Genomic DNA, 20679 nt, shown 5'->3' on the forward strand with positions numbered 1-20679 from the left:
GCCGCCGAGCACCAGGACCCGACACCGCGACGCCAGCCGTGACCGCCTGGGAAGTCTTCGACGGCCCCGCGCACGCCCCCACAGCCTCAGGCAGACGCCGAGCCGCCTGCGTACAGGTGACCGGAATGCGGACACCCGCGCGGACGGGAACCGGACGGTGCATACGATTCCGCGGTACGTCCCTGCACCGCCTGCACGACACCGGAAGGCCCCTGTGAGCTCCACCTCCCCCCTGCCAGTCAGCACGCCGCAGGAGACGGTGTCCGGCACGGTGCTGATCCGTACGGCGGCCGACGTCTCCGATCTGGTGAATTCGGGCGCGGCACGCGGCCGGCACGCCAAGATGATCGTGATCATCGCGCTCGGCGGCATCTTCCTCGACGCGTACGACCTGAGCTCCCTCGCGTACGGGCTGCCCGACATCACGAAGCAGTTCGGCCTCAGCTCTGCCGCGGCCGGGCTGGTCACCGCCTCGATCAGCGTCGGTTCGCTGGTGGGCGCCCTCCTCGGCGGCTGGCTTGTGGACCGCATCGGCCGTTACCGGGTCTTCATGGCCAACATGTTCTTCTTCGTCGTCACCGCGCTGGTGTGCGCGGTGGCGCAAGATGCGTGGACACTGACCATCGCCCGCTTCGTGATGGGCATCGGCGTCGGCATGGACATTCCGGTCGCCATCGCATTCCTCGCCGAGTTCTCCCGTCTGAAGGGCAAAGGAAGCAAGGGCTCGCGGACGGCCGCTTGGTCGCCCGCCTGGTACGCCGCGACCAGCGGCTGCTACCTGGTGATCATGCTGCTGTACTTCCTCCTGCCGGACGCCCAGTTGGGCTGGCTGTGGCGGTTCACCGTCGGTTTCGGCGCTGTGCCCGCACTGATCGTGCTGCTGCTGCGCAGGCGCTACATGAACGAATCCCCGACCTGGGCCGCCGACCAGGGTGACCTGGAGAGCGCGGCGAGGATCCTGCGGGAGTCGTACGGCGTGGACGCGCGCGTCGCCGACGGCGTGCCCCCGAAGGCGCCCCGCCCGCCCCGGCCCGGCCTGGCCTCGTACGCGCGGCTCTTCAGGTCGCCGTACCGTGCGCGCACCATCCAGTCGGTGACGGTCGGCGTGGCCGAGACCTTCGGCTACAACGCGGTCGCTTTCGGGCTGCCGATCATCATCGCCACGCTGATGACCCAGGGCCCGCTGACCACCATCGCGTCCTCCTTCACCCTGAATCTCGTCTTCGCCCTGACCGGCGGGCTGCTCGGCATCCGCTGGGCGGCGACGCGGGGTGCCTGGCCGATGATGACGCTGGGTTTCGCGATCCAGTTCGTCGCCATCGCGGTGCTCGGCCTCCTCGGCGAGCCTTCGGGGACGGCTGTCGTGACGGCGGGGATCCTGATGCTCGGCGCCTTTATGTTCGCCCAGGGTTTCGGCCCCGGCGCACACATCATGAGCTACGCCTCGCTGGGCTTCCCGACGTCGATGCGCGGGGTCAGCATCGGCTTCAACCAGGCCGTGCTGAGGCTCGGTTCGACGCTGACGCTCTTCTTTTTCCCTGTCCTCAGCAGCACCCTCGGCACGGATCTGTACTGGGTCATCCTCATTGCACCCGTCCTCGGTTTGATCGCTCTGCTCGTGAAGCGCTGGGAACCCGTCGGCTTCGACGCGGACGCGGAGGAGCGGGCACGCCTCGATGCCGAGGCTTCCTGCGGCTGACTCCGGGGCCGCCGCCCAGGGCGTGACGGCCTACGCGTCGATCTCCCGCTTCACGCCGCGGCGAGACTCCCCCGCCGCTGCCGACCGCGCTCTACTGCCAGGTCGCGGTGTCGGGGTCGATGTCGTGGGCGCGCGCGCTGGCGTCGATGATTCGACGGAACCACGTGGCAAGGCCGGCGCGGATGCCGTCGTAGTGGGCAGAGTATGCCGGATCGCCCTCGAACATGCGGCCGAGACAGACCTGCATCTGCCTGGTGAGGGGAAAGTACGAAGCAAAAACTTCGCGGTGCCGCTCGACGAGGTCGTTCGCTTCCGGGCTACCAGGTGTGACGCCGGCGTCCATCGCATCCCCGAGGGCACGGTCGAGACCGGCAACGGCGTCGGCGATGTCCTGCCAATCCTCCGGACCGCGCGAGGCTGAGCGTTCGGCGTACTGCCGCCATTGCGTCGTGTCTCCGTAGCGCTGACGTGCTCGGGCGGGCCAGTCCGGGTTCCACTGAGGGCCGAAGATCGTGGCCTGTTGCTCGACGGTCAGCAGCAGGCCACGCTCGTGGGCGTCGATCATCCGGTCCAGTCCGGCACTGAGCCGCTGGAGGCGGTCGATCCGTTCAGCAACCTGGGTGCGCTGCGCCCGCAATGCACCGGGCACGTCTGCGGTCGAGTCGTCCAAGACGGACTGAATCCTGTCCAGGCCGAGGCCGATCTCACGGTAGATGACGATGCGGTGCAGACGTTCCAGATCACCAGCGGTGTAGAGCCGGTATCCGGCAGCCGTGCGCAGCGACGGTCGCGCCAGGCCGATCTCGTCCCAGTGGTGCAGCGCGCGGACCGTCACGCCCAGACGCTTCGAGACCTGACCGACGGTCAGGCCATCGGCGTCGGCGTCAGTGGCATCAGGCATGCTCCCCATTGTCGCCGATGCCCGGTGGGGTGATCCCGACTGCCGCAAGGTTGCGCGCCTCCTCACTGGCCGGATCAAAGGGCTTCGCCGCAGTGAGAATGATGCGTGCGTTCTCGGGCGTGGTCACCTCCACATCGCGGGTGGTCCAGGGAGTATCCCGTGGACCGTCGACCGAGTTCGGGCGCAACGCACGGCAGGCCTCGACGAGGGAATCGACCTCGCTGAGCACGCACGCGAAACTGAAGCTCACCGCTGGTGTCTGTTCCGGAACGCTCGTCGCCGGGACGAGGAGTACGTCCTGGAACGCCCACCGGCGCAGATGCACGACCTTGCCGGGGATGCTGAACAGTTCGAAGAATCCGAGCCCACGGGTCCAGAAGTCCACCGACTCCGCCAAATCGCTCGTGGGGATCGTCACGAACGCGGGCATTCCGTAGATGCCACGGCACGGCTCCGGCGGAACCGCATCCGGGCCGGGGGCGGGTACGGGGCTCATCTCGAACGCGTTGTAGTAGTCGCTCATGCACCCCAATCTCCAGCCTCACGCAACGTGAGGGTCAAGCCGAATCCGAAACTCTTCCCTTCATCGATGCGACCAACGTCGCGGCCCGGTGCGGCTAGTGGGCGGCGGGCAGCACATGGTCGCCGGTCCGGTCGGTGCTCAGGCACAGCGAGCAGACCACCGCGTCGTGGGTCCGGCAGGCGGCCAGGTCCGGGCGCTCGAAGTCCTGCCGGCAGACATGGCAGGTGGAGGTGGTCGCGCTGGGGTTGCCGTCCGCGTCCAGCAGCGGTTCGTCGATTCCGTCATCGGGGCGCCGCAGGTAGTAACGGCCCTTGGTGGCCAGCGCCATCAGCGGCGTGAGGACGAACGCGATCACGGCCGCCGCGACCGGTGAGAACGGCTGGAGGGCGTCGCCCAGCGCATGGAAGTACATCGCGATCGACAGCCCTGAGGCGGCGACGAAGGCGACCACGCCCACGGGATTGACCGGATGGAGCATGCCCCGGCGGAACTCGGGAGCGTGCGGGGACAGCTTCAGCAGGTACTTGTTGACGATGATGTCGGTGGCGACGGTGACGACCCAGGCGATGGCGCAGTTGGAGTAGAAGCCCAGGATGGCGTTGAGGAAGCTGAACATGTCCGCCTCCATCAGGACCAGGGCGAACGCCAGATTGGCCAGGACGAAGACCATCCGGCCGGGATAGCGCTTGGTGACCCGGGTGAAGGAGTTGGTCCACGCCAGCGAACCGGAGTAGGCGTTCGTCACGTTGATCTTGATCTGGCTGATCACGACGAGGAGCACGGCCAGTGGCACCACCAGCCAGGAGGGCAGCATCGCGGCGAAGGCGCCGGTGAACTGCTGGATGGGCTCGGTGGCCGCGGCCGGGCCCACCTCGGCGAGGACATGGACGGCCAGGAAGACCCCGATGGCCTGCTTCAGCGCGCCCAGCACCACCCACCCGGGGCCGGCCATCACCACCGCCGTCCACCAACTGCGCTTGTTCGCCTCGGTCTTGGGCGGCATGAAGCGCAGGTAGTCGATCTGCTCACCGATCTGCGCGATCAGCGACAAGCAGACGCCCGCGCCCAGCAGCACCGATGCGGTGTTGACGCCACCGCGGCCGTCGGAGCCCGCGTACGACACGAAGCGGTGCACCGTTCCCGGGTCGGTGGCGACCAGATAGAGCAGCGGGCCCGCCATCAGCAGCAGCCAGACCGGGGTCGTCCAGACCTGGAGCTTGCTGAGCGCCTTCATCCCGTAGATGACCAGCGGGATCACCATCACCGTGGAGACCAGATAGCCCAGCCACAGTGGCAGCCCGAGGCCCAGCTTCAGCCCCTGCGCCATGATCGAGCCTTCGAGTGCGAAGAAGATGAAGGTGAAGCTGGCGAAGATGACGCTGGTGAGCACCGAGCCGTAGTACCCGAATCCGGAGCCGCGGGTGATCAGGTCCAGGTCGATGTTGTACCGCGCCGCGTAGTAGGCGAGCGGGAAGCCGGTGACGAAGATGACGACGGCCGCGACGAGGATCGCGGCAAGCGCGTTCCCGGTGCCGTGGGTGAGGCCGATGCCCGCGCCGATGGAGAAGTCGGCCATGTAGGCGATGCCGCCCAGCGCGGTGGTCGCCACCACCATCGGCGTCCAACGGCGGTAACTGCGCGGCGCGAAGCGGAGGGTGTAGTCCTCAAGGGTCTCCGATACCGCCTGCCCATGGGCGGGCTCTGCCGCGACAGCCGGTTTCGCATCAGCCTGGGTCATGCCGCGCCTCCTGCGGTGCCGTGGGAACTGCGACGTGCTGCGTCGCTCACGGCCGGACGTTAGGAAGCGCGTGTTTCCGCGGCGTACTTCCCGGGTGAACCGGCTGTTTCGAATGCCCGGCCGCCGCCGGCCGCCGCCGGCCGCCGCGCGAGCGGTCGAGACGGCGGAGGCGACCGCCGTGGCCTGACCGGTACGGGCTACCGGCCCGTGCCGGCGAGGTCAGGGCGTGTCGTCGCCCGACGCGGCCGGCGACGGTGCAGGGTCGGGCCCGTCGCCCTGGAGACGTTGCAGGTCGGACGCGCGAACCTGGATGACCAGCAGGGCGATCAGCGCCGCGACGATCGCGAAGGCGGCCGCGACGAGGAAGGCACTTGAGACCCCGGAGGCCAGGACCTCGTCGCCCCAGGGAGGCGGCAACTGTCCGGTCTGCCGGAACTGCAGTTGTTCGGCGGGCGACGCCTGCGACAGAAACGCCGGAATCTGGTCGGTGGCCTCGTTGCGGCTCGCCGTGCCGAAGGTCGTGACCAGGATGGACAACCCCAGGGAGCCGCCCACCTGTTGGGTGGCGTTCAAAATCCCGGAGGCCGCCCCCGACTCGTGCGCTGCCACACCCGAGACCGCCATCAGCGTCAGGGACACGAACTGGAAGCCCATACCGAAGCCGAACACCAGCATCGGCCCGATCAGGCTCCCGAGATACGTACTGTGCACATCCGTCAGCGTCAGCCAGGACAGCCCGCCCGCCGCGAGCAGCGCCCCGGCCACCATGAACGGCTTGGGACCGTACTTCGGCAGCAGCTGGGAGGCGATCCCCGCCCCCACCGCGATGACGGCGCTGACCGGAAGGAAGGCCAGACCGGCCTGCAACGGGCTGAAGCGGAGCACGTTCTGGACGAACAGGGTCAGGAAGAAGAACATGCCGAAGAGCGCCGCGGCCAGGCTGAGCATCATCCCGAAGGCACCCGCGCGGTTGCGGTCTCGGAACATCGGCAGTGGTGTGATCGGCTGTCGCGAACGGCGCTCGATGGTGAGGAACACAGCGAGCAGCACGACCGCAACGCCGAAGGCTCCGATGGTCAGCGGATCGCTCCAGCCGTCCTCCGAGGCCCGGATGAAGCCGTAGACGAGCGCGACCATGCCCGCCGTGGAGGTGAGTGCGCCGAGGACGTCGAAATGACCGGGATGACGCTCGGACTCACGGATGAAGCGCGGTGCTGCGACGGCGATGGCCAGGCCGATCGGCACATTGACGAACAGCACCCACCGCCAGTCCAGCCACTCGACGAGCATGCCGCCGACGAGCAGACCGATCGCGCCACCGCCGGCCGAGACGGCGGCGAAAACCCCGAAGGCCCGGTTGCGTTCCGGGCCTTCGCGGAAGGTGGTGGTGATGAGGGCGAGTGCGGTCGGGGAGGCGACGGCACCACCGATGCCTTGCAGTGAACGTGCGGCGAGCAACTGCCAGGATTCCTGCGCCAGGCCGCCGAGCAGCGAGGCGAGGACGAACAGCAGGATTCCCGCGATGAACACTCTGCGGCGGCCGAGGATGTCACCCAGCCTGCCGCCGAGCAACAACAGTCCGCCGAAGGTGAGGGTGTACGCATTAATCACCCAGGAGAGACTCTCGGTCGAGAAGCCGAGCGCCTCTTGGATGTTCGGTAGCGCGATATTCACGATGGTGATGTCGAGGACCACCATCAGCTGGCACGAGCAAATGACGAGGAGGGCAATCCCACTGCCTCCACCCCGCCGTTGCCCGGAGCCGGCTGTCGGTTCGGGGGTCGGCGTGTGACTCGTCATGGAGTTGCCTTTCCGCTCCGGGGAACCGGACCGGTCATTTCACCCACGTTATGCCTGGGCGCCAGGCCCCACCAGTCGATCAATCGGGCGTCTCGGAAGGCGCCGGCAGCGGTTACCCGGAGGGGTGCGGCACAGCAGTCGTGGGGCGAAGCCCTGTCCTGGTGAGGAGGGGCGCAGCCGTGTCCTCACCAGGAGGCTTTCGGCCTGGCTCGCGGCCCCCGGTAGAGGCAGACCGGGCCGGTCCGGCGGAAGCAGCCGTCGAGGCGGTGGGCCGGTGGGACGCCGCTGTGGGCGGCCGCCCGCAGCCAGCCGACCACGGTCGGTATGCGACCAGCCTGACGGTGGTGGGCCGCCCGGGAGCCGCGGCGGTCACCGGCGACCTCCTCGACCGGCGGACAACCACCGTCCACGGACAGCGGCCTCATCCTTCGACGAGTTCGCCGTCCCTTGCGACCACGCGTCCACCGCGCACCACCATCTCCCGCCGGGGGAGGTCCACCACGATCTGGGGCAGGCACTCACCGCGTACGAGAAGGAAGTCGGCGGGCGAGCCGGGCTTCAGGTCGGCGCGCGGCAGGCCGAGGAGCTGAGCACCGCCGTCGGCGCCCGCGCGGAAGGCAGCCTCCAGATCCTCGTCCAGGCGGACGTCCTGGACCCAGGCCAGCAGGTGGGAGCGGTGCAGCATGTCGGCGTTGCCGAAGGGGCTCCATGAGTCGCGTACGCCGTCGGTGCCGAGGCTGACGTGGACCCCGTGCTCACGCAATCGGTCGATCGGCAGGACAAGGTCGGAGGACGGCGCCACCGTGGTGAGGGAAATGCCGGCGTCCGCCAACTGCACGGCCATGTCGTCGAGTTCGCGGCCCTTCAGGCCCGGAATGCAGAAGACGTGACTGACGGTGACCTTGCCCTGGAGCGACAGCGCGCGGGTGCGATCGATGATCGCTCGGAGGGACTTCACGCCGGTCCCGGCCCGCTCGTGGAGGTGGATGTCTACGCCCACACCGTGCCGGTCGGCGATACCGAAGACCACGTCGAGCTGTTCGTCGAGCGCCTCATCGAATTCGATCGGGTCGATACCGCCGACCTGGTCGATGATCCCCGTGCGTGCCGCCTCCTCCAGGAGTTCCTTGGTGCCGGGCGTGCGGATGACGCCGTGCTGAGGGAACGCCACGATCTGCACGTCCAGGGCGTGCCGCAGCTCCTTGGCAGCGGCCGCGATCCCCTCGACGCCCTCCAGGTCGAAGGCGGGCGCCACATCGGCATGTGCGCGCATCGCCCGCGTGCCCTGGGTGACGGCGTGCGTCATGAGGCGTTGGGCGCGGTCCTTCAACGGTGTGCGCAGTGCGTGGTACAGCTTCACGTCCTCGGCCGCGTACTCGGCGATGGTGTGCGCGGGGTTGCGCGTCACCCACGGCTCACCCCATGCCGTTTTGTCCGGGTGCACGTGTGCGTTCACCAGCGTGGGGAGGGCTATCCTGCCCTTGCAGTCGACGACCTCGGCGCCCTTCGGCGCCGGGCCGTCCGTGACGAGGCCGTCGACGACGGTGAGATCGACCGGGGTGTCGGCGCCGTAAGGACGGACGTTCCTGAAGACCGTGGCGTTCGGGTGGTGGCCGGCGTGCTCGGTGATTCTCGCGGCGGCGACAGGTGCCGATCCGGAGCTCTGAGCCGCAGCGGTCTCAGGAGTGGCCGCGGCCATGGTTCCTGCGAGGGCGGCGGCTCCGGCCAGCACGCCCCGACGGGAGAGGCTGCCGGTGAGAGGGTGGGACGACTCGGCTCGCATCGGTTGGCTCCTTCGATGTGGCGGGGAGGAAGAGTGAGGCTGAGGAGACGATTGGCCGCCCGGCGGCTACACCACGAGACCGGAACGGACCACGTGCGAAGGCTTCTTGAGGACGCTGAGGTCGGCGAGCGGATCGCGGTCCACGATGAGTACGTCGCCCGCGAAGCCCCGCTCCAGACGACCCACCGCCCCTTCCAGCCCCAGCAGCTTCGCCGCTCCGGTCGTCGCGGCCCGGATCGCCTCCAGTGCGGAGAGCCCGGCGGAATGCATCAACTCGACCTCGCCGCCGATGGGTTGAACCGTTCCGCCGGAGGAGTCGGTGCCCGCGACGAGCGGGACGCCACGCTCGTGCGCTGCGAGCACCGCCCGCTTGAGGACCGGCAGGTAGCTGCGGCCGCGTTCCGCCAGAATCGGATCCGGGGAATCGACGAGTCCGGCGATCGCCGTGAGCGTGGGGGTGAAGTACGTTCCCCTGCGCCGCATTTCGTGCAGCGTGCGCTCGCCGACGAACACCCCGTGTTCCAAGGAGCGAATCCCCGCCGTGACCGCGTCGTGGCAGCCCTTCTCGCTGTAGCTGTGGCATAGCACGCCCTTGCCGCCGCGCTGTGCGGCCGCGACGATCGCGGACAGCTGGTCGTGGTCGTACACCTGGGTGAGCGGATCCTGCTCGGGCAGCCCGGCGCGCTCGTTCACCCGGGTCTTGATGACGTCGGCGCCGCGCGCGAGGTTGACGTCGACCACGCGGCGCAGGGCTTCCTCCGAGCGGACACCGTTCCGCAGCCGGGCGAGCGGGGCCAGATCCGGATCGGCGAGGATCGTGTCGCCCAGGTCCGGCGTGACGAAGATGCCCGCGGCCCGGAGCCGCGGCGCCTGCTGCGGCGCCTGGTGGGCCAACTCCCGTACGGCGACGTCCTGGTAGAAGTTGGTCGATCCGCTGCGGGCACTCGTCGCGCCCTTGCGGACCGCGTCGCGCGCCTCGGCCGCCGTGTTGAGGTGAATATGTGCGTCGACGAGTCCCGGCAGAATCCACTTACCGTCCGCCCGCAGCACGGGTGCGCCGCCGGGGACCTGGGCGGCGGTACGGGCCCTGGAACCGGCGACGCGGACGCGGCCGCCGGTGATGATGACGAGCGCGTCCTCGGTGACCTCGCCGGTGTCCGGGTCGAGCAGCGTTCCGCCCTCGACGACCAGGTCACCGCCGCGACCGCCCGCAAAGCGGCGGCCGGTGGCCGCGGCCCCGGGAGCGGACGCGGTCAGCAGTGCCGACGTGCCGGCCAGGGCGGCGGCGCCCGCGAGAACACCGCGCCGGGTCAGGCGGCTCGGGGGCGGCGGGGCGGGCTCTACGCACATCGGTGGGCTCCTTGATCGCTGTGGCGAATATGGGGAGCACTTTGTATACCAGCGGACACTGGTGGCTGGGAAGATGCGATTCCGTTCCCGCGTAGTACGCACCCTTTACCCTTGTTATTGCGGTAAGCGCAGCAGCCGCTGAGGGAGACCACGTCCGCGTCACGCAAGCGGAGAGCCAGGAAGCGGGGTCTTGGTATACAAAGTAGGGGGCCTGTGGGTGGACCCGGCTCAACCGGCGCCGAAGAGGGAGCGCTGAGCCACCGCACGGCTGTCGCGTACGTGCAGCAGGGTGCTCGCGGCCGCCGAATCCTCGTCGCCCGCGGCGATGTGCCGGAACATCAACGCGTGCTGGGCACGCATGTGCTCCGGCTCCTCACGCAGGCCGAACAACAGTTGGAGCTGCCAGCTCAGTTGCTCCATCGTGCGGGCGAGCAGGGGATTGCCGCTCAGTGTCACGATGTCCTCGTGAAACGCGGTATGGGCCGCCACCTCGCTCGCACCCTCCCCGTCGGCGGCCGCCTGCTCCGCCCTTTCGAGGGAGGCCCGCAGAGCGGAGAGCAGAGACGACTCGTCCGCTCCCGCCCCCGCCACACGGCGGGCAGCGAGTCGCGAGGCCTGTACGGCAAGGGGCTCCCACACCTCGTACAGGTGCTGCACATCGATGCGCTCAAGCCGACGCACGCGGACGCCGCTGTGCGGCAGCAGTTCCAGCAGGCCCTCGGCCACCAGCGCGCGCAGCGCCTCGCGTACCGGTACGCGAGACATCCGCAGCTCCTCCGCGACCTCCCGCTCCACGAGGCGGGCGCCCTGGGGGTAGCGCCGGTCGACGATCCGCTGCCGTACGGCGTCGCGCGCGCAGGCACTGAGCGAGGTACGCCCGGCGGCCCCGGGGGTGGCGCTCCCGCCGCCGGCCGCACCGCCATGCTGCTTGCTGCTGCCCGCCACGTGCACCGTCCTTCGCTCAGCTTGCTCAGTGTGAGGATACGCGGCAGCACACGGACGACGCGGGGCTCGGGGCGGGGCGGGGCTCGGAGCGGTGCGGTGCGGTGCGGTGCGGTGCGCCGGCCTGACTCCCTTGGCTCGCTCGGGGACGACGGCCCGGCCGAACCGGATGCCGGCGATCTTCTCGCACTCGTCGATGAGCAGCAGCACGGCTTCCAGGTTGGCCGGATTGGCCACTCGTCGGACGTGTCCGGCAGCGAGGCGCCCCTCCCCCAGTCCCCCGCAATCCCCGCAGCCGCAGCCGGGACAGAGGAGCTTCCCTGAGCCAGGTGGCTGCGTCCTGGCTCGGCGGGCGCTCGACAGCGGAGGGTCTGAGGACAATGGATCCCCCGCCGACCCCTGCGCAGGCCTCGCAGTGAGAGGACGATGCCCCGCCGGAATGCTACGGCGGGGGCATCGTCCTCTCACGCCCTCTGACGCCGCGCTCACCACAGCCGCGTACAGCCCGTGGCCACCGACAGAGAGACGCGTCCCTCAACCGGTGAATGCCCGCACGAACTCGTTCGTCTTTCCTTCGGTGCTCGAACAGGTCGCCATCGCCTTGGAGTTGGCGCCTCCCGGGCAGGGCTTGTCCCGGGTGGCCGACCACATCGACAGCCGGCCGAGTCCCGTCTTGTCGGCGAACCTCTTGAGCTCGACCGCGTCGGCGGGAGTGAAAACCTCCACCTCGACGTCGTTCACGCCGATCATCGGTGTGACCGCGACGGCCTTCCAGGCCGCGGCATCACGCCGGATGCCGAGCGCCTTCTTGATTTGTTTCTGGGTGGCCGTAGCGGCTGAGATGGCGTATTCGCCCATGTCGCCGTCGTAATAGCTGCCGTAGTCCATGGCCATGATGTTCACGGAGGAGACCCGGGCCCCGCCCTTCTTCGCGTTGTCCAGGACCGCGACGGCATGCCGGTTGAGACCGGACGGCAGCACCGGGAGAGTGAAGGACACGTCCAGGCCCGGGTGCTGCTTCTGCAGCCGTGCGATCGCCTGGGCGCGGAGGGTGTTGGCCTTCTTGTCCGTCAGGGCGGGGCCCTCGATGTCGAAGTCGACCTTCTTCAGGTCGTAGGCGTGGATGACCTTCGTGTACGCGCGCACCAGCTTGTCCACCGAGCCGCAGACCCGGGCCAGTTCGTGACCGCTCTGGCCGCCGAAGGAGATCCGCACATCGCCACCCTTGGCGCGCAGCGCATCCGCCTGGCGCGCCACCGGGTTGTCGCGCAGCTCCTGCCTGCCGCCCCACTTGGGCGTGCAACCGCCTCCGGGTGAGACGAAGGCCAGGTTGTACTCCTTCACCCCGGTCTCCTGCGCGCTCCGGAGGAGGTCAAAAGAGGGCTTGAGCAAGGTATCCACGTACGGCGCGAATGCGTTGGGCTCCGGCGCGGGGGGTTCGGTCCCCTTGGTGGGAGGCGCGCTGGAGGGGGGCCGGCTCTCGGTGCGAGAGGGCGCCGACGGTGTACGATCCGGCGGCTCCTCGTCGGCTCCGGACGAACAGCCGGCCAGCAACGAACCCGCAACCGCCGCCGCCGTCACGGCAGCGCCGATCGGCTTCAGTCCCCTGCTCCGGGAAGCCCGCATGTCTGCGTCGTTCGTCATCGTCGGCCTGTTCCTTGGGACGGGGTGGGCAGTTGGTGGCGGATAGGGCGCCGGAAAGCGTCCAGGTATGAGAATCAGTGTGGCGGGCCGAGCTCGGAAGACGCTCGGCCGCGAGGGGGAAACGGTAGCGGCGCGGTGCCACGGTGGGGCTCATTTTCCGTCGTCTCCACATCCCGAAACGGCACCGAGCGAAGCCACCGAAAGCGAGAGGTGCGACGAATCGGGTGATTACCAGAAATGGGCACCCGGATAGGACACGTCCACAGGGGGTCATTCTTCTCTTGCGAGTTGGGCCATGACTGTCCTCCCTGAAGATGCACCTGTTCGACCGAGCGTAGGCGACGGGAGGCAGTCGACCGCTTAGGGGGTTCGTTCCGCGTATGCACCCCCATTCGACTGAGACAGCCTGCGCCTGCTTGCAGGCCGAGGTGGACGGAAGAGGTGCACAGGTGGCCTGAGGGCTCGCGGCCATCGGCGTGGAGCCGGATACGGAAGACCAGACCTACTGACTCAGCTTCCCTGGAGAACCTGCAATGACTTCCACCGGTTGCTGGCCGCCATGGTCGTGCCTCCGGACGTCTGCGTTCAGCGCTCCGCCATGTCAACGAGGACTGGATCGATATTCGCACCAAGAGCCTCGTTGCAGCCGCATAGGGTGATCGGCGTCACCGCCGGCCGGGCCGAACGTCGGGTCCGATGACCCACCCACCGCAGCAGCCTCCTGCTGAAGTTGCCGCAAAGTCACCCCAGAGGTCCCGCCGCAACGAAATCCGGCGGGACCTCCGGCGAACGCGATCAACGATCGGACTCCGACAACCCGAGCTGTTCGCGATGGCCCTTCGAAAGGGCACCCTCTTCGACTCCGACTTTCCCTTCATCGGCAACACCGATAAGAGCACGCCTCATTGATGCGTAATCAACATGCGACGGCACATCGATTGCCCACAGAGCCTCCGTGGCATCAATCTCCCAGGAACACCCAAAGCTGCGGAGCGTCGCGTCAACCATGCCCCTTACCTCGTCGTCTTTGATGATGATGCGGACGGTCGAATGCCCCGACTCTGACACGAATTCATCGAAAACGAACTCTCTGCGCTCGTGATCAACCCTGACCCGCACAATGTCCCTGAAGGCGATCCCCTTCACATAGAAGGGAGTGTTGCGAACTTCAACCTCCATCTGCACGGAGGTTTTCCCGGTCCAGAGCCGCTCCGCAGATGCATGGGCCCAATCGGCAGTCTCGGCAGGGAGGTCGAAGGCCACCTTGTAAAGCCTCTCAGGCTTGCTTTGCGGCACCGAACACCCGTCGCTAGTTGAGGAAATCTCTGAGCTCATCGTCCCAATCCTCCAGAGGCTTCGTGGACTTATCCCTGTTACATCGACGGCAGGCCACAGCTCCGTTGTGGTCACCACCATGCCCGCCACTGGCCTTCGGCTCTATGTGGTCGATCTGAGCATCGTCGGACCTTCCCTTGACGGGATTTCCGTTGGCGTCTCGCGAAGCGCGCCGTTCCACCTTTTGCCCACAGTAGTCGCACCTGTACTCGCCACCATTCCTGGCGGCGTTGGCGTCGTAAACCTTCTGTCTCTCCGCATCAGTGAAATCCAAGCCGGCTCTGTTGCAGTTATGAACCAGAACCGGCGCAGCCCCCGCCAGCACATAGTACGTGTGCAAGTCGGCGACGGTCAGGTTTCGGACCGTGGCCTGCTTCGTCCAGCGTTTGACCGCGGTGATCTGGACGTGCGTGCCGGCATTGGTGCGCAGCCACTGACCGGGGTGAAGGTCGGTGGCATCCAGCCACTTTCCGATCTCCGGGATCCAGAAGGGGTGTCCGTCCGTCGCGGTGACCGACGCCTTCTTGTCGCCCTTCTTGCCGTCGGTGTCGACGGTGACCGTGACGAGGTGCTTGGTCCCCTTGCCCGTGATTTCGGCTGTGACCGTCTCGGACTTGGCCTTACCGGTCTCGGGGTCCGTGGCGACGACCTTGTCGCCGATCTTGACGTCCTCGATGTCCTTTCTGGATCCGTCGGCCATCAACACCTTGGTTTTCGGGGCGAAGCTGTTGGAGGTCGAGCATGGCGCCGCCGCGTCGGCGGCCTTTTCCGCCGCTGCCTCCAGCTTGTCGGCCCGCTTGCCGGTCTCCAGCCACGAGGTGAAACCGTTCTTGATCTTCTTGAGCAGGCCCCATACCCGCTTTCCCAGCGCAACTGCCTTTGCCCACTTCCATGGCAGCGCGTACTTCGTGGCGAACTTGCCCACGAGGCCGCCGACGAAGCTCGTGGCGATGTTGAGAACCGTCGAGCCACAGGCACCGAGGCTGCCGGTGGTGAAGCAGTCCAGGGCGTCGGTGATGCCCAGTTCGTCCGCCGCAATCTTCGCCATTTCCTTCGCCGCCGAGATCGCGCGCTTCTTGGCTGCGTTGGCCTTGGTCCGTTCCCGCTCCGCCCGACGCTGCGCTGCGGCGGCGTGGGACTGCTCGGGTGTGTATTTACGCCCCGCAGAGGTGATGGCGCTCATGAGGAGAAGGGGCGCACCACTGACGACCATGGCCATGCCCAAGAGCCAGCCGAACAGGAACTCACCGCTCGGGTCGGTGAAGGAGACTGGGCTGTTGTTGGCGTAGGCGTAGCCGTTTATCTGCTGGGGGTCGGTGAAGTCGATGACCGGGTCCGCCGATACGAAGCGGCCGTTCTCCGGCTCGTATTCACGGGCGCCGATGTGGGTGAGGCCCGTCGACCTGTCGACCGGCTTGCCGAGGAAGCCCTTGTCATCGACCCATGGTTTGGACTCGTCGCCTCGCTCCGCGCCGAAGGGATCCATCCGGCGGCGGGTCGTCTCGCCCGTCGTCGCGTTGACCGAGATCTCGGCGGTGCCGTGGTGGTCGGCCGAGAGGAACTCGACGCCGTTCTTGGTGCGCAGTGCCACCGTGCTGTCGCCGAAGACGTAGTAACGAGCCCCGGTGACGGCCTTGCCGGCCGTGTCCAGGCGCAGCTCCATGCCGGGCAGGTAGAACGTGGTGGCGTCTGGTTCCTTGCGCAGGACCCGCTCACCCCCGGCGTCGTAGCCGAAGCTGGATTCCTTCGTTCCCTCGGTGGACTTGGTCAGCTTTCCTTCGGCGTTCCAGTCCAGGTTCTGGGTGTCGCCGTTGAGGACGCGTTTGTCGGTGTTGCCTGCTGCGTCGTAGGTGAACGTGTCCTGGGAGTGGACCGCGGGGTCCGAGCCGCCGGCCGCGACGTCCTGGACGACCTTGGTGAGGTTGTGGGGTCCGCCGTCGCCGGCTTCGCCCGGGGTGCCGTCCTGATCCTCGTCGCCGTAGGAGTAGGAGCGGGTGGTGTCGCCCTCCCCTCCGACGCCGTGGATGACCTGCTTCTTGCGGTTGCCGGACGCGTCGTAGGCGAACTCGTGCCAGTACGGGGCCGGGCCGCCGATGGTGCTCGGCGAAGGGGCGTTCGCGCACGCCGCGTTGCCGTTGCCCGAACCCACCGCGCCATCGGACGCGTTCGTCGTGGACCACGCGTTCGTCAACCGCCGCTGCCAGTCGTGGGTGAAGCACTGGACGTCGGCCTGGCCCCCCGTCGGGGCGTCGGCGATGGCGGTGACGTTGCCCGACGTGTCGTAGGCGTAGCGGGCGTCGTAGGCGACGGCCGAGGCCCCCTCCCGGTCGACGCGAGAGCGGGTGAGCAGGTCGGTGCCACGCTCGTACTCGTATGTCAGCCAGGTCTTCTTGTCGGTCGCACCACCCATGGTCAGCTCCAGCTGCTGGAGCTGACTGATCGGGGAGTAGCGGGCCGCGTTGACGTAGGTGCTGCCCAGCGAGGTCTTCAGTTGGGTCGGCCGTTGGAGCTCGTCGTAGACGTAGGAGACCGTTTCGGCCGGCAGTCCGCCCGCGGCGGGCATGCCGAGGGACTGCACTGTGCCGTCACGGTTGTACTGCGTGGTGTATTCGTACGTTCCGTTGAGTTCCGGAGCGGCTGTGCCTGCCAGCGTGTAGCGCGTTTTGGTCGGCTGGTACATCTCGTCCAGCTCGGCGACGACCGTGCTGGACTGGACGGCGCCCCCGGCGTAGCGGTAGCTCCCGTAGAGCTCGCCCTTGGCGAGTTTGTCGTAGGTGGTGACCGTCAGTTTGGTGCCGGTGTCCGGCTCGCCCTCCCAGGTGGACAGGGTGCGGCCGATGGCGTCGTACTTCGTCGAGGTCGTCCTGCCTCGCGCGTCCGTGGTGGACGTCAGTCGGTCAAGACTGTCGTAGGTGTAGGTGGTCCTGCCGGTGTCCGGGTCGTCGGCCTGCTTCTTACGGCCGAGTTGGTCGTAGGTGTAGGACCAGGTGTTGTCCGCCTGGTCCTTGACCGTTTTGAGGCGGCCGGCCGGGTCGTAGGTGTACCGAATGGCTTCGTAGTCGGCCGATGTGCCGCCGGGAAGCGGCTTGTCTCCCCTGTAGCGCCGGATGTCGGTGGTGCGTCCACGCGCATCGGTGATGGTGGTCGTCGGGGCCTGGCCGGCCGGCGGGTCGACGTGTACCCGGTCGCCGCCGTACGCGTACGTGGTGCGCCACTTCTCCTCGCCGGCCACCCGGAAGACATCGGCGGTCTTGCGGCCCGCGCCGTCGTACTCGGTGAGGTTCTGGGCGTCGACGTCACCGTTGACGGCGTTGAACAGCTGATCACTGGGCGTGCCACTGGTGTAGTAGTCGGTGTAGGTCCTGGCGATGCCGCCGAAACCGTTGTAGAAGGTGTCGGCGACCATGCGGCCGCCTCCAGGGCCCTGGGTCTGCTCCTGTCGTGGCCGCAGGAAGCCGTCGTACAGCGCGTACTCGGTGCCGTAGCCGCCGTCGTTCTGGACCTTCTGCGTCCTCACGGCCACCGGGGCGGTCTTGCGGACCAGGTAGCTGTATTTGATCGATGGTGTGAACGACGCTTTCGGGCGGTCCGGCATCCACACCGAGGTGAGGCGTCCGAGCGCGTCGTACCCGAGGTCGGTGCGCTTGCCGTTCATGTCGACCTGCGCGGACGGCGCACCCCACGCCGGGCTGTACTCGGTGGTGGTGACCCACCCCAACGCGTTGGTCTCGGACTTCTTCGTCGTCAGGCCGTCGGTCTCGGCGTAGGCGGTGGTGGTGACGTTTCCGGCCGCGTCGGTCACCTTGGTGAAGCGGCCGTAGATGTCGAAGTCCGTCGGCAGGGTCTCGGTGACGGTCCGGTACGCGGCCGTGGCACCGTCGTGGGAGGCGAGCTTCTGGACCTTGGTCGTATCCCCCTTGGTGGGTGCCTCTCCCACGCCCTTGCCGTCGTAGAAGGTGCGGTCGTCGGAGATGACCTGGGTCTTCCGGTCAACGGGGGCGTCGCAGGAGGCAGCGACCTTCTCGACCCGGGCGACGAGTTCGAGCATGTGCTGCGCTGTGTTGTCGGCGTAGCTGGTACGGGTGCACTGGTTGTCGGAGGCGTCGTCGGCCGAGCCGTAGTCGTCGACCTCGGCGACCCGGCCGTTGGCCTGGTCGTAGCGCGTGGTGCTCTTGAGCTTCTGCCAGCCGCCGCTGGACAGGGCGGTGTAGGTCACCGTCGTTTCGGGGCGGACGTACCACGCCTTGGTGGTACCCCAACTCTTGACCTGGGTGGCCGTCGTGCGCGTCCACGGGGTGCTGATGCTCTTGCTGACCACCTTGTCGGCGCTGTAACCGCCGTTGTAGGTGGTCGTCTCCAGTTCGAAGCCGGACAGCTCGTCGGAGTCGATGTGAGCGACGCCTTCGGAGTCGGTGACGGTGCCGCCCATACCGCGTAGGAAGACATGCTCACTACGTGTATTGGACGCGTTGACCGTGCCCTCGGAGTTGGTGACCTGGACCTTCTCGTAGCCACGCCAGTCACTGCGCGTACGGTACTTTTCGTCCGATATGCCGTCGGGCTTCGGGGTCTTCCAGCCCGCGTCGCCGCGATAGTCGTACGTGTTGACCATGTCCGGCGCGCCGCCGGTGAGGTCGGTTTGGACGACGCGGTCGACGACGTACTTGTGGAACCAGTCAGTGATGGGGTCGGTGACCCCCGGGGGGTTCCATTTGACCGGGTAGCAGCGCTTGGTGGAGGAGTCGGCACCCGGGAGGCTGTCCGCCGAGCAGTCTGCCGGGGCGTAGACGATGTCCAGCTGACCGCCGGTGTCGTTGTCGACGGCGGAGAGCCGGAAGCGGTTCATCGCCTGGATGTTGTCGCCGGCCTTGTCCATGCGGTTGGGCAGCTGCTGACCAAGGAGTTCCACGGAGGGCATGGAGGCTGTGGAGGAGCCGACGTGCCCGGTGTGGTCGATGTTGTTCAGCCACAGCGACTTGGAACCGTCGCCGTTGTCGGTGAAGAGATGGGTGAACTTCCAGGACTCGACATCGCTGTAGCCGGCGCCGGAGCGGATCTGTGTGGTGACCTCGCTCAGCTTCTTACGGGTCCAGAACGTCGGGGAGTTCTGGCCCTCGCACTTGGTGTCGGCCTTGCAGTTCTGGTCCCACGGCACGTCCGGCCAGTGTGTGGCGGTGGTGTCGGTGAGGTCGCCCGGCTCGCAGTCGGCGGCCGGGCCGATGCAGCGTTCGTCGGTGGTGAACTTGACGCGGCCGGCGGCAGGGGCGGTGTAGACCTTGCCGTCACGCTGGCCGTAGTCGATGCGCTTGAGGTAGCCGCCGCGGGTGTATGCCTTGCCGTTCTCGGTGGTCTTCAGGCCCTGGGTGTAGTAGTTGGTCTCCCGGCCGTAGAAGAACGACATCACGTTGCCGTGGGTGTCCTTGACGTAGTCGAGGTTCCAGCGCCATCCCTGATTGCAGTAGGCGTCGGCGAAGGCCGCCTTGTAGCAGGGCTCTCCCTCGTCGTCGCCGTAGACCGGAACCGTCCAGGTGGAGTCGGTTTCCTCTTTGCCTGCGGACCAGCCGGGCAGGCGGTCCAGCCCGAAGGAGTACTCGGTGCCGTCCGAGGTGGTGATCCGCCAGTGCTCGCCGTTGTCGTCCTCGTTGGCGCCGCCGGTGAGGTGCTCGACCTTGGAGTTGTCATCGGACTCGACGCGCCACTCGCCGGTCTTGTCGTCCTTGACCAGCCGGCCCGAGGGGCCGCCGGCGATTTGGATCGTGGCGTTGTCATATGCCCAGCACTGGTCGCCGTTGGTATCGGCGTGGCCGTCGTCGGCGCAGCTCTTGTAGCGGCGCTCGATGAAGCCGGGCTCATAGCCGAAACCCTGACCGATCCAGGACCCCTGGTTGTTGGTGGCCGCGGTTTCGCCGTCGACGGACTGGGAGTTGTAGCCGAAGGAGACGGACGGAGCGAGACCACCGGGGACCGGCGGGGTGCGCAGCGGGTAGCTCCAGTTGAACGCGCCGGAGGAGTTGGACACGCTCCACTCGGCGGACGGCGAGAGCGGACTCGCCCCGTAAGAACCCTGGCCCGAGCTCGGTCCCGCGGTGGCCGCGAGCAGCGTGTGGGTGCCGGGGGCGGTGGTGGCCGCGGTCTTGAGTTGGGTGCGGGGCCCACGGGCAGCGGGTGCTACGGGAACGTCCGCGGCCAACGTGCGTGCGGCTGCGTTGTTGCTGCTCGGCAGCTCACGCGGAGTGTGGCACTTCGCCTCTTCGGGCGTGGTGAGCAGGCACGCGGGGTACTCCACGAAGCGGAGCCGGGAGCCGTAGTTGCCGCCGTAGGCGCCGGCGAAGCCGGAGTAGTCCAGCTGCAGGCGAGCCGCGCCGTTCTTCGTGCCGTCGTCAGTCCGGGCGACCTTGAGCAGCACGCCGTCGATGCCCGCGGCCGTGGCTCTTTTGCGGCTGACGACCTCGACCTTGACGGACTCGGGTGCGGGCTCTGCCCGGGTGGCGCCGGCTCTCTTGCCGGCGTGGGCGTCCGCCTTCGGCTTCTCGACCCGCAGGGGCAGCCCGTCGGCCTTGGCCGGCGCGGTGCCGATGTGCAGCTCGTCCGTGCCGGGCGTCGGCCATACGGTCTTGGCCGGGCGCTTCACCTCGGCTTTTTCGGCCGGATTGGCCTGATGTGGCTTGGACTTGGCATTCTTGCCGCGTACCGGGTCTCCGGTGCCCTGGAGACCGGGACGTCCGAGCCCCTCGGCTTCGGCCGACGGCGCGTACTGCGGCAGCAGACCAACCGTGAGCACGACGCCGACAGCCAGGGCGACGCGGCACTGGGCGGAGCGACGCCGGAAGGGATTCCGGCCTCTCCACCATGATGGCATGGACATGACTCTCCGTTGATATGGGTTCAGCGCGGAGCAAAGCGTGGGGGCGGGAGAAAGAGTGGGTGGGCCTGGCCGGAGGCCACGCCCACCCACGGAGGACGA

At 67.9% G+C, this 20679-nt stretch carries 11 protein-coding genes; 1 reads left to right on the forward strand and 10 read right to left on the reverse strand.

Features of this window, described 5'->3' with window-relative positions; all coding sequences use genetic code 11:
* Positions 1–214 precede the first annotated feature (214 nt).
* Positions 215–1699: an MFS transporter gene (locus tag ACGFZW_RS34125; RefSeq protein WP_393897188.1), complete on the forward strand. Its 1485-nt coding sequence runs from the start codon at positions 215–217 to the stop codon at positions 1697–1699.
* A gap of 91 nt (positions 1700–1790) precedes the next feature.
* On the opposite strand, the gene ACGFZW_RS34130 is transcribed toward ACGFZW_RS34125, so the two are convergent.
* The 10 genes from ACGFZW_RS34130 to ACGFZW_RS34175 all read right to left on the reverse strand — a co-directional run bounded on the left by ACGFZW_RS34130 (position 1791) and on the right by ACGFZW_RS34175 (position 20580).
* Positions 1791–2600 carry a MerR family transcriptional regulator gene (locus ACGFZW_RS34130; RefSeq protein WP_393897189.1) on the reverse strand — a complete coding sequence of 270 codons (810 nt, stop codon included), beginning with the start codon at positions 2598–2600 and terminating at the stop codon, positions 1791–1793.
* Positions 2593–3123 (reverse strand): VOC family protein, encoded by a 531-nt coding sequence (locus ACGFZW_RS34135; protein WP_393897190.1) that lies wholly within the window; start codon positions 3121–3123, stop codon positions 2593–2595. The genes ACGFZW_RS34130 and ACGFZW_RS34135 overlap by 8 nt, the downstream gene beginning before the upstream one ends.
* A 94-nt stretch (positions 3124–3217) precedes the next feature.
* Complete coding sequence (locus tag ACGFZW_RS34140; RefSeq protein WP_393897191.1) at positions 3218–4861, reverse strand: purine-cytosine permease family protein; 1644 nt, start codon at positions 4859–4861, stop codon at positions 3218–3220.
* Between the two features lie 219 nt (positions 4862–5080).
* Positions 5081–6661 (reverse strand): MFS transporter, encoded by a 1581-nt coding sequence (locus ACGFZW_RS34145; protein WP_393897192.1) that lies wholly within the window; start codon positions 6659–6661, stop codon positions 5081–5083.
* A 421-nt stretch (positions 6662–7082) separates the two neighbouring features.
* Positions 7083–8444 (reverse strand): amidohydrolase family protein, encoded by a 1362-nt coding sequence (locus ACGFZW_RS34150; protein WP_393897193.1) that lies wholly within the window; start codon positions 8442–8444, stop codon positions 7083–7085.
* A gap of 66 nt (positions 8445–8510) precedes the next feature.
* Complete coding sequence (locus tag ACGFZW_RS34155; protein WP_393897194.1) at positions 8511–9794, reverse strand: amidohydrolase family protein; 1284 nt, start codon at positions 9792–9794, stop codon at positions 8511–8513.
* A 228-nt stretch (positions 9795–10022) separates the two neighbouring features.
* Positions 10023–10739, reverse strand: a complete 717-nt coding sequence (locus ACGFZW_RS34160; protein ID WP_393897195.1) for a GntR family transcriptional regulator — start codon at positions 10737–10739, stop codon at positions 10023–10025.
* Positions 10740–11270: 531 nt separating this feature from the next.
* Complete coding sequence (locus ACGFZW_RS34165) at positions 11271–12080, reverse strand: chitinase (RefSeq protein WP_393897196.1); 810 nt, start codon at positions 12078–12080, stop codon at positions 11271–11273.
* Positions 12081–13175: 1095 nt separating this feature from the next.
* Complete coding sequence (locus ACGFZW_RS34170) at positions 13176–13715, reverse strand: DUF4265 domain-containing protein (protein ID WP_393897197.1); 540 nt, start codon at positions 13713–13715, stop codon at positions 13176–13178.
* Positions 13690–20580, reverse strand: coding sequence for a polymorphic toxin-type HINT domain-containing protein (locus ACGFZW_RS34175; protein ID WP_393897198.1), 6891 nt, complete (start codon positions 20578–20580; stop codon positions 13690–13692). The genes ACGFZW_RS34170 and ACGFZW_RS34175 overlap by 26 nt, the downstream gene beginning before the upstream one ends.
* Positions 20581–20679 lie beyond the last annotated feature (99 nt).

Origin of the sequence: Streptomyces sp. NPDC048248, assembly GCF_043201875.1 — a bacterium.
In the GTDB taxonomy this organism is placed as follows: Bacteria; Actinomycetota; Actinomycetes; order Streptomycetales; family Streptomycetaceae; genus Streptomyces.

Coding starts and splice junctions, on each gene's coding strand:
- ACGFZW_RS34130 (WP_393897189.1), bottom strand. CDS start 2,600: ATGCCTGATGCCACTGACGCCGACGCCGATGGCCTGACCGTCGGTCAG.
- ACGFZW_RS34135 (WP_393897190.1), bottom strand. CDS start 3,123: ATGAGCGACTACTACAACGCGTTCGAGATGAGCCCCGTACCCGCCCCC.
- ACGFZW_RS34140 (WP_393897191.1), bottom strand. CDS start 4,861: ATGACCCAGGCTGATGCGAAACCGGCTGTCGCGGCAGAGCCCGCCCAT.
- ACGFZW_RS34145 (WP_393897192.1), bottom strand. CDS start 6,661: ATGACGAGTCACACGCCGACCCCCGAACCGACAGCCGGCTCCGGGCAA.
- ACGFZW_RS34150 (WP_393897193.1), bottom strand. CDS start 8,444: ATGCGAGCCGAGTCGTCCCACCCTCTCACCGGCAGCCTCTCCCGTCGG.
- ACGFZW_RS34155 (WP_393897194.1), bottom strand. CDS start 9,794: ATGTGCGTAGAGCCCGCCCCGCCGCCCCCGAGCCGCCTGACCCGGCGC.
- ACGFZW_RS34170 (WP_393897197.1), bottom strand. CDS start 13,715: ATGAGCTCAGAGATTTCCTCAACTAGCGACGGGTGTTCGGTGCCGCAA.
- ACGFZW_RS34175 (WP_393897198.1), bottom strand. CDS start 20,580: ATGTCCATGCCATCATGGTGGAGAGGCCGGAATCCCTTCCGGCGTCGC.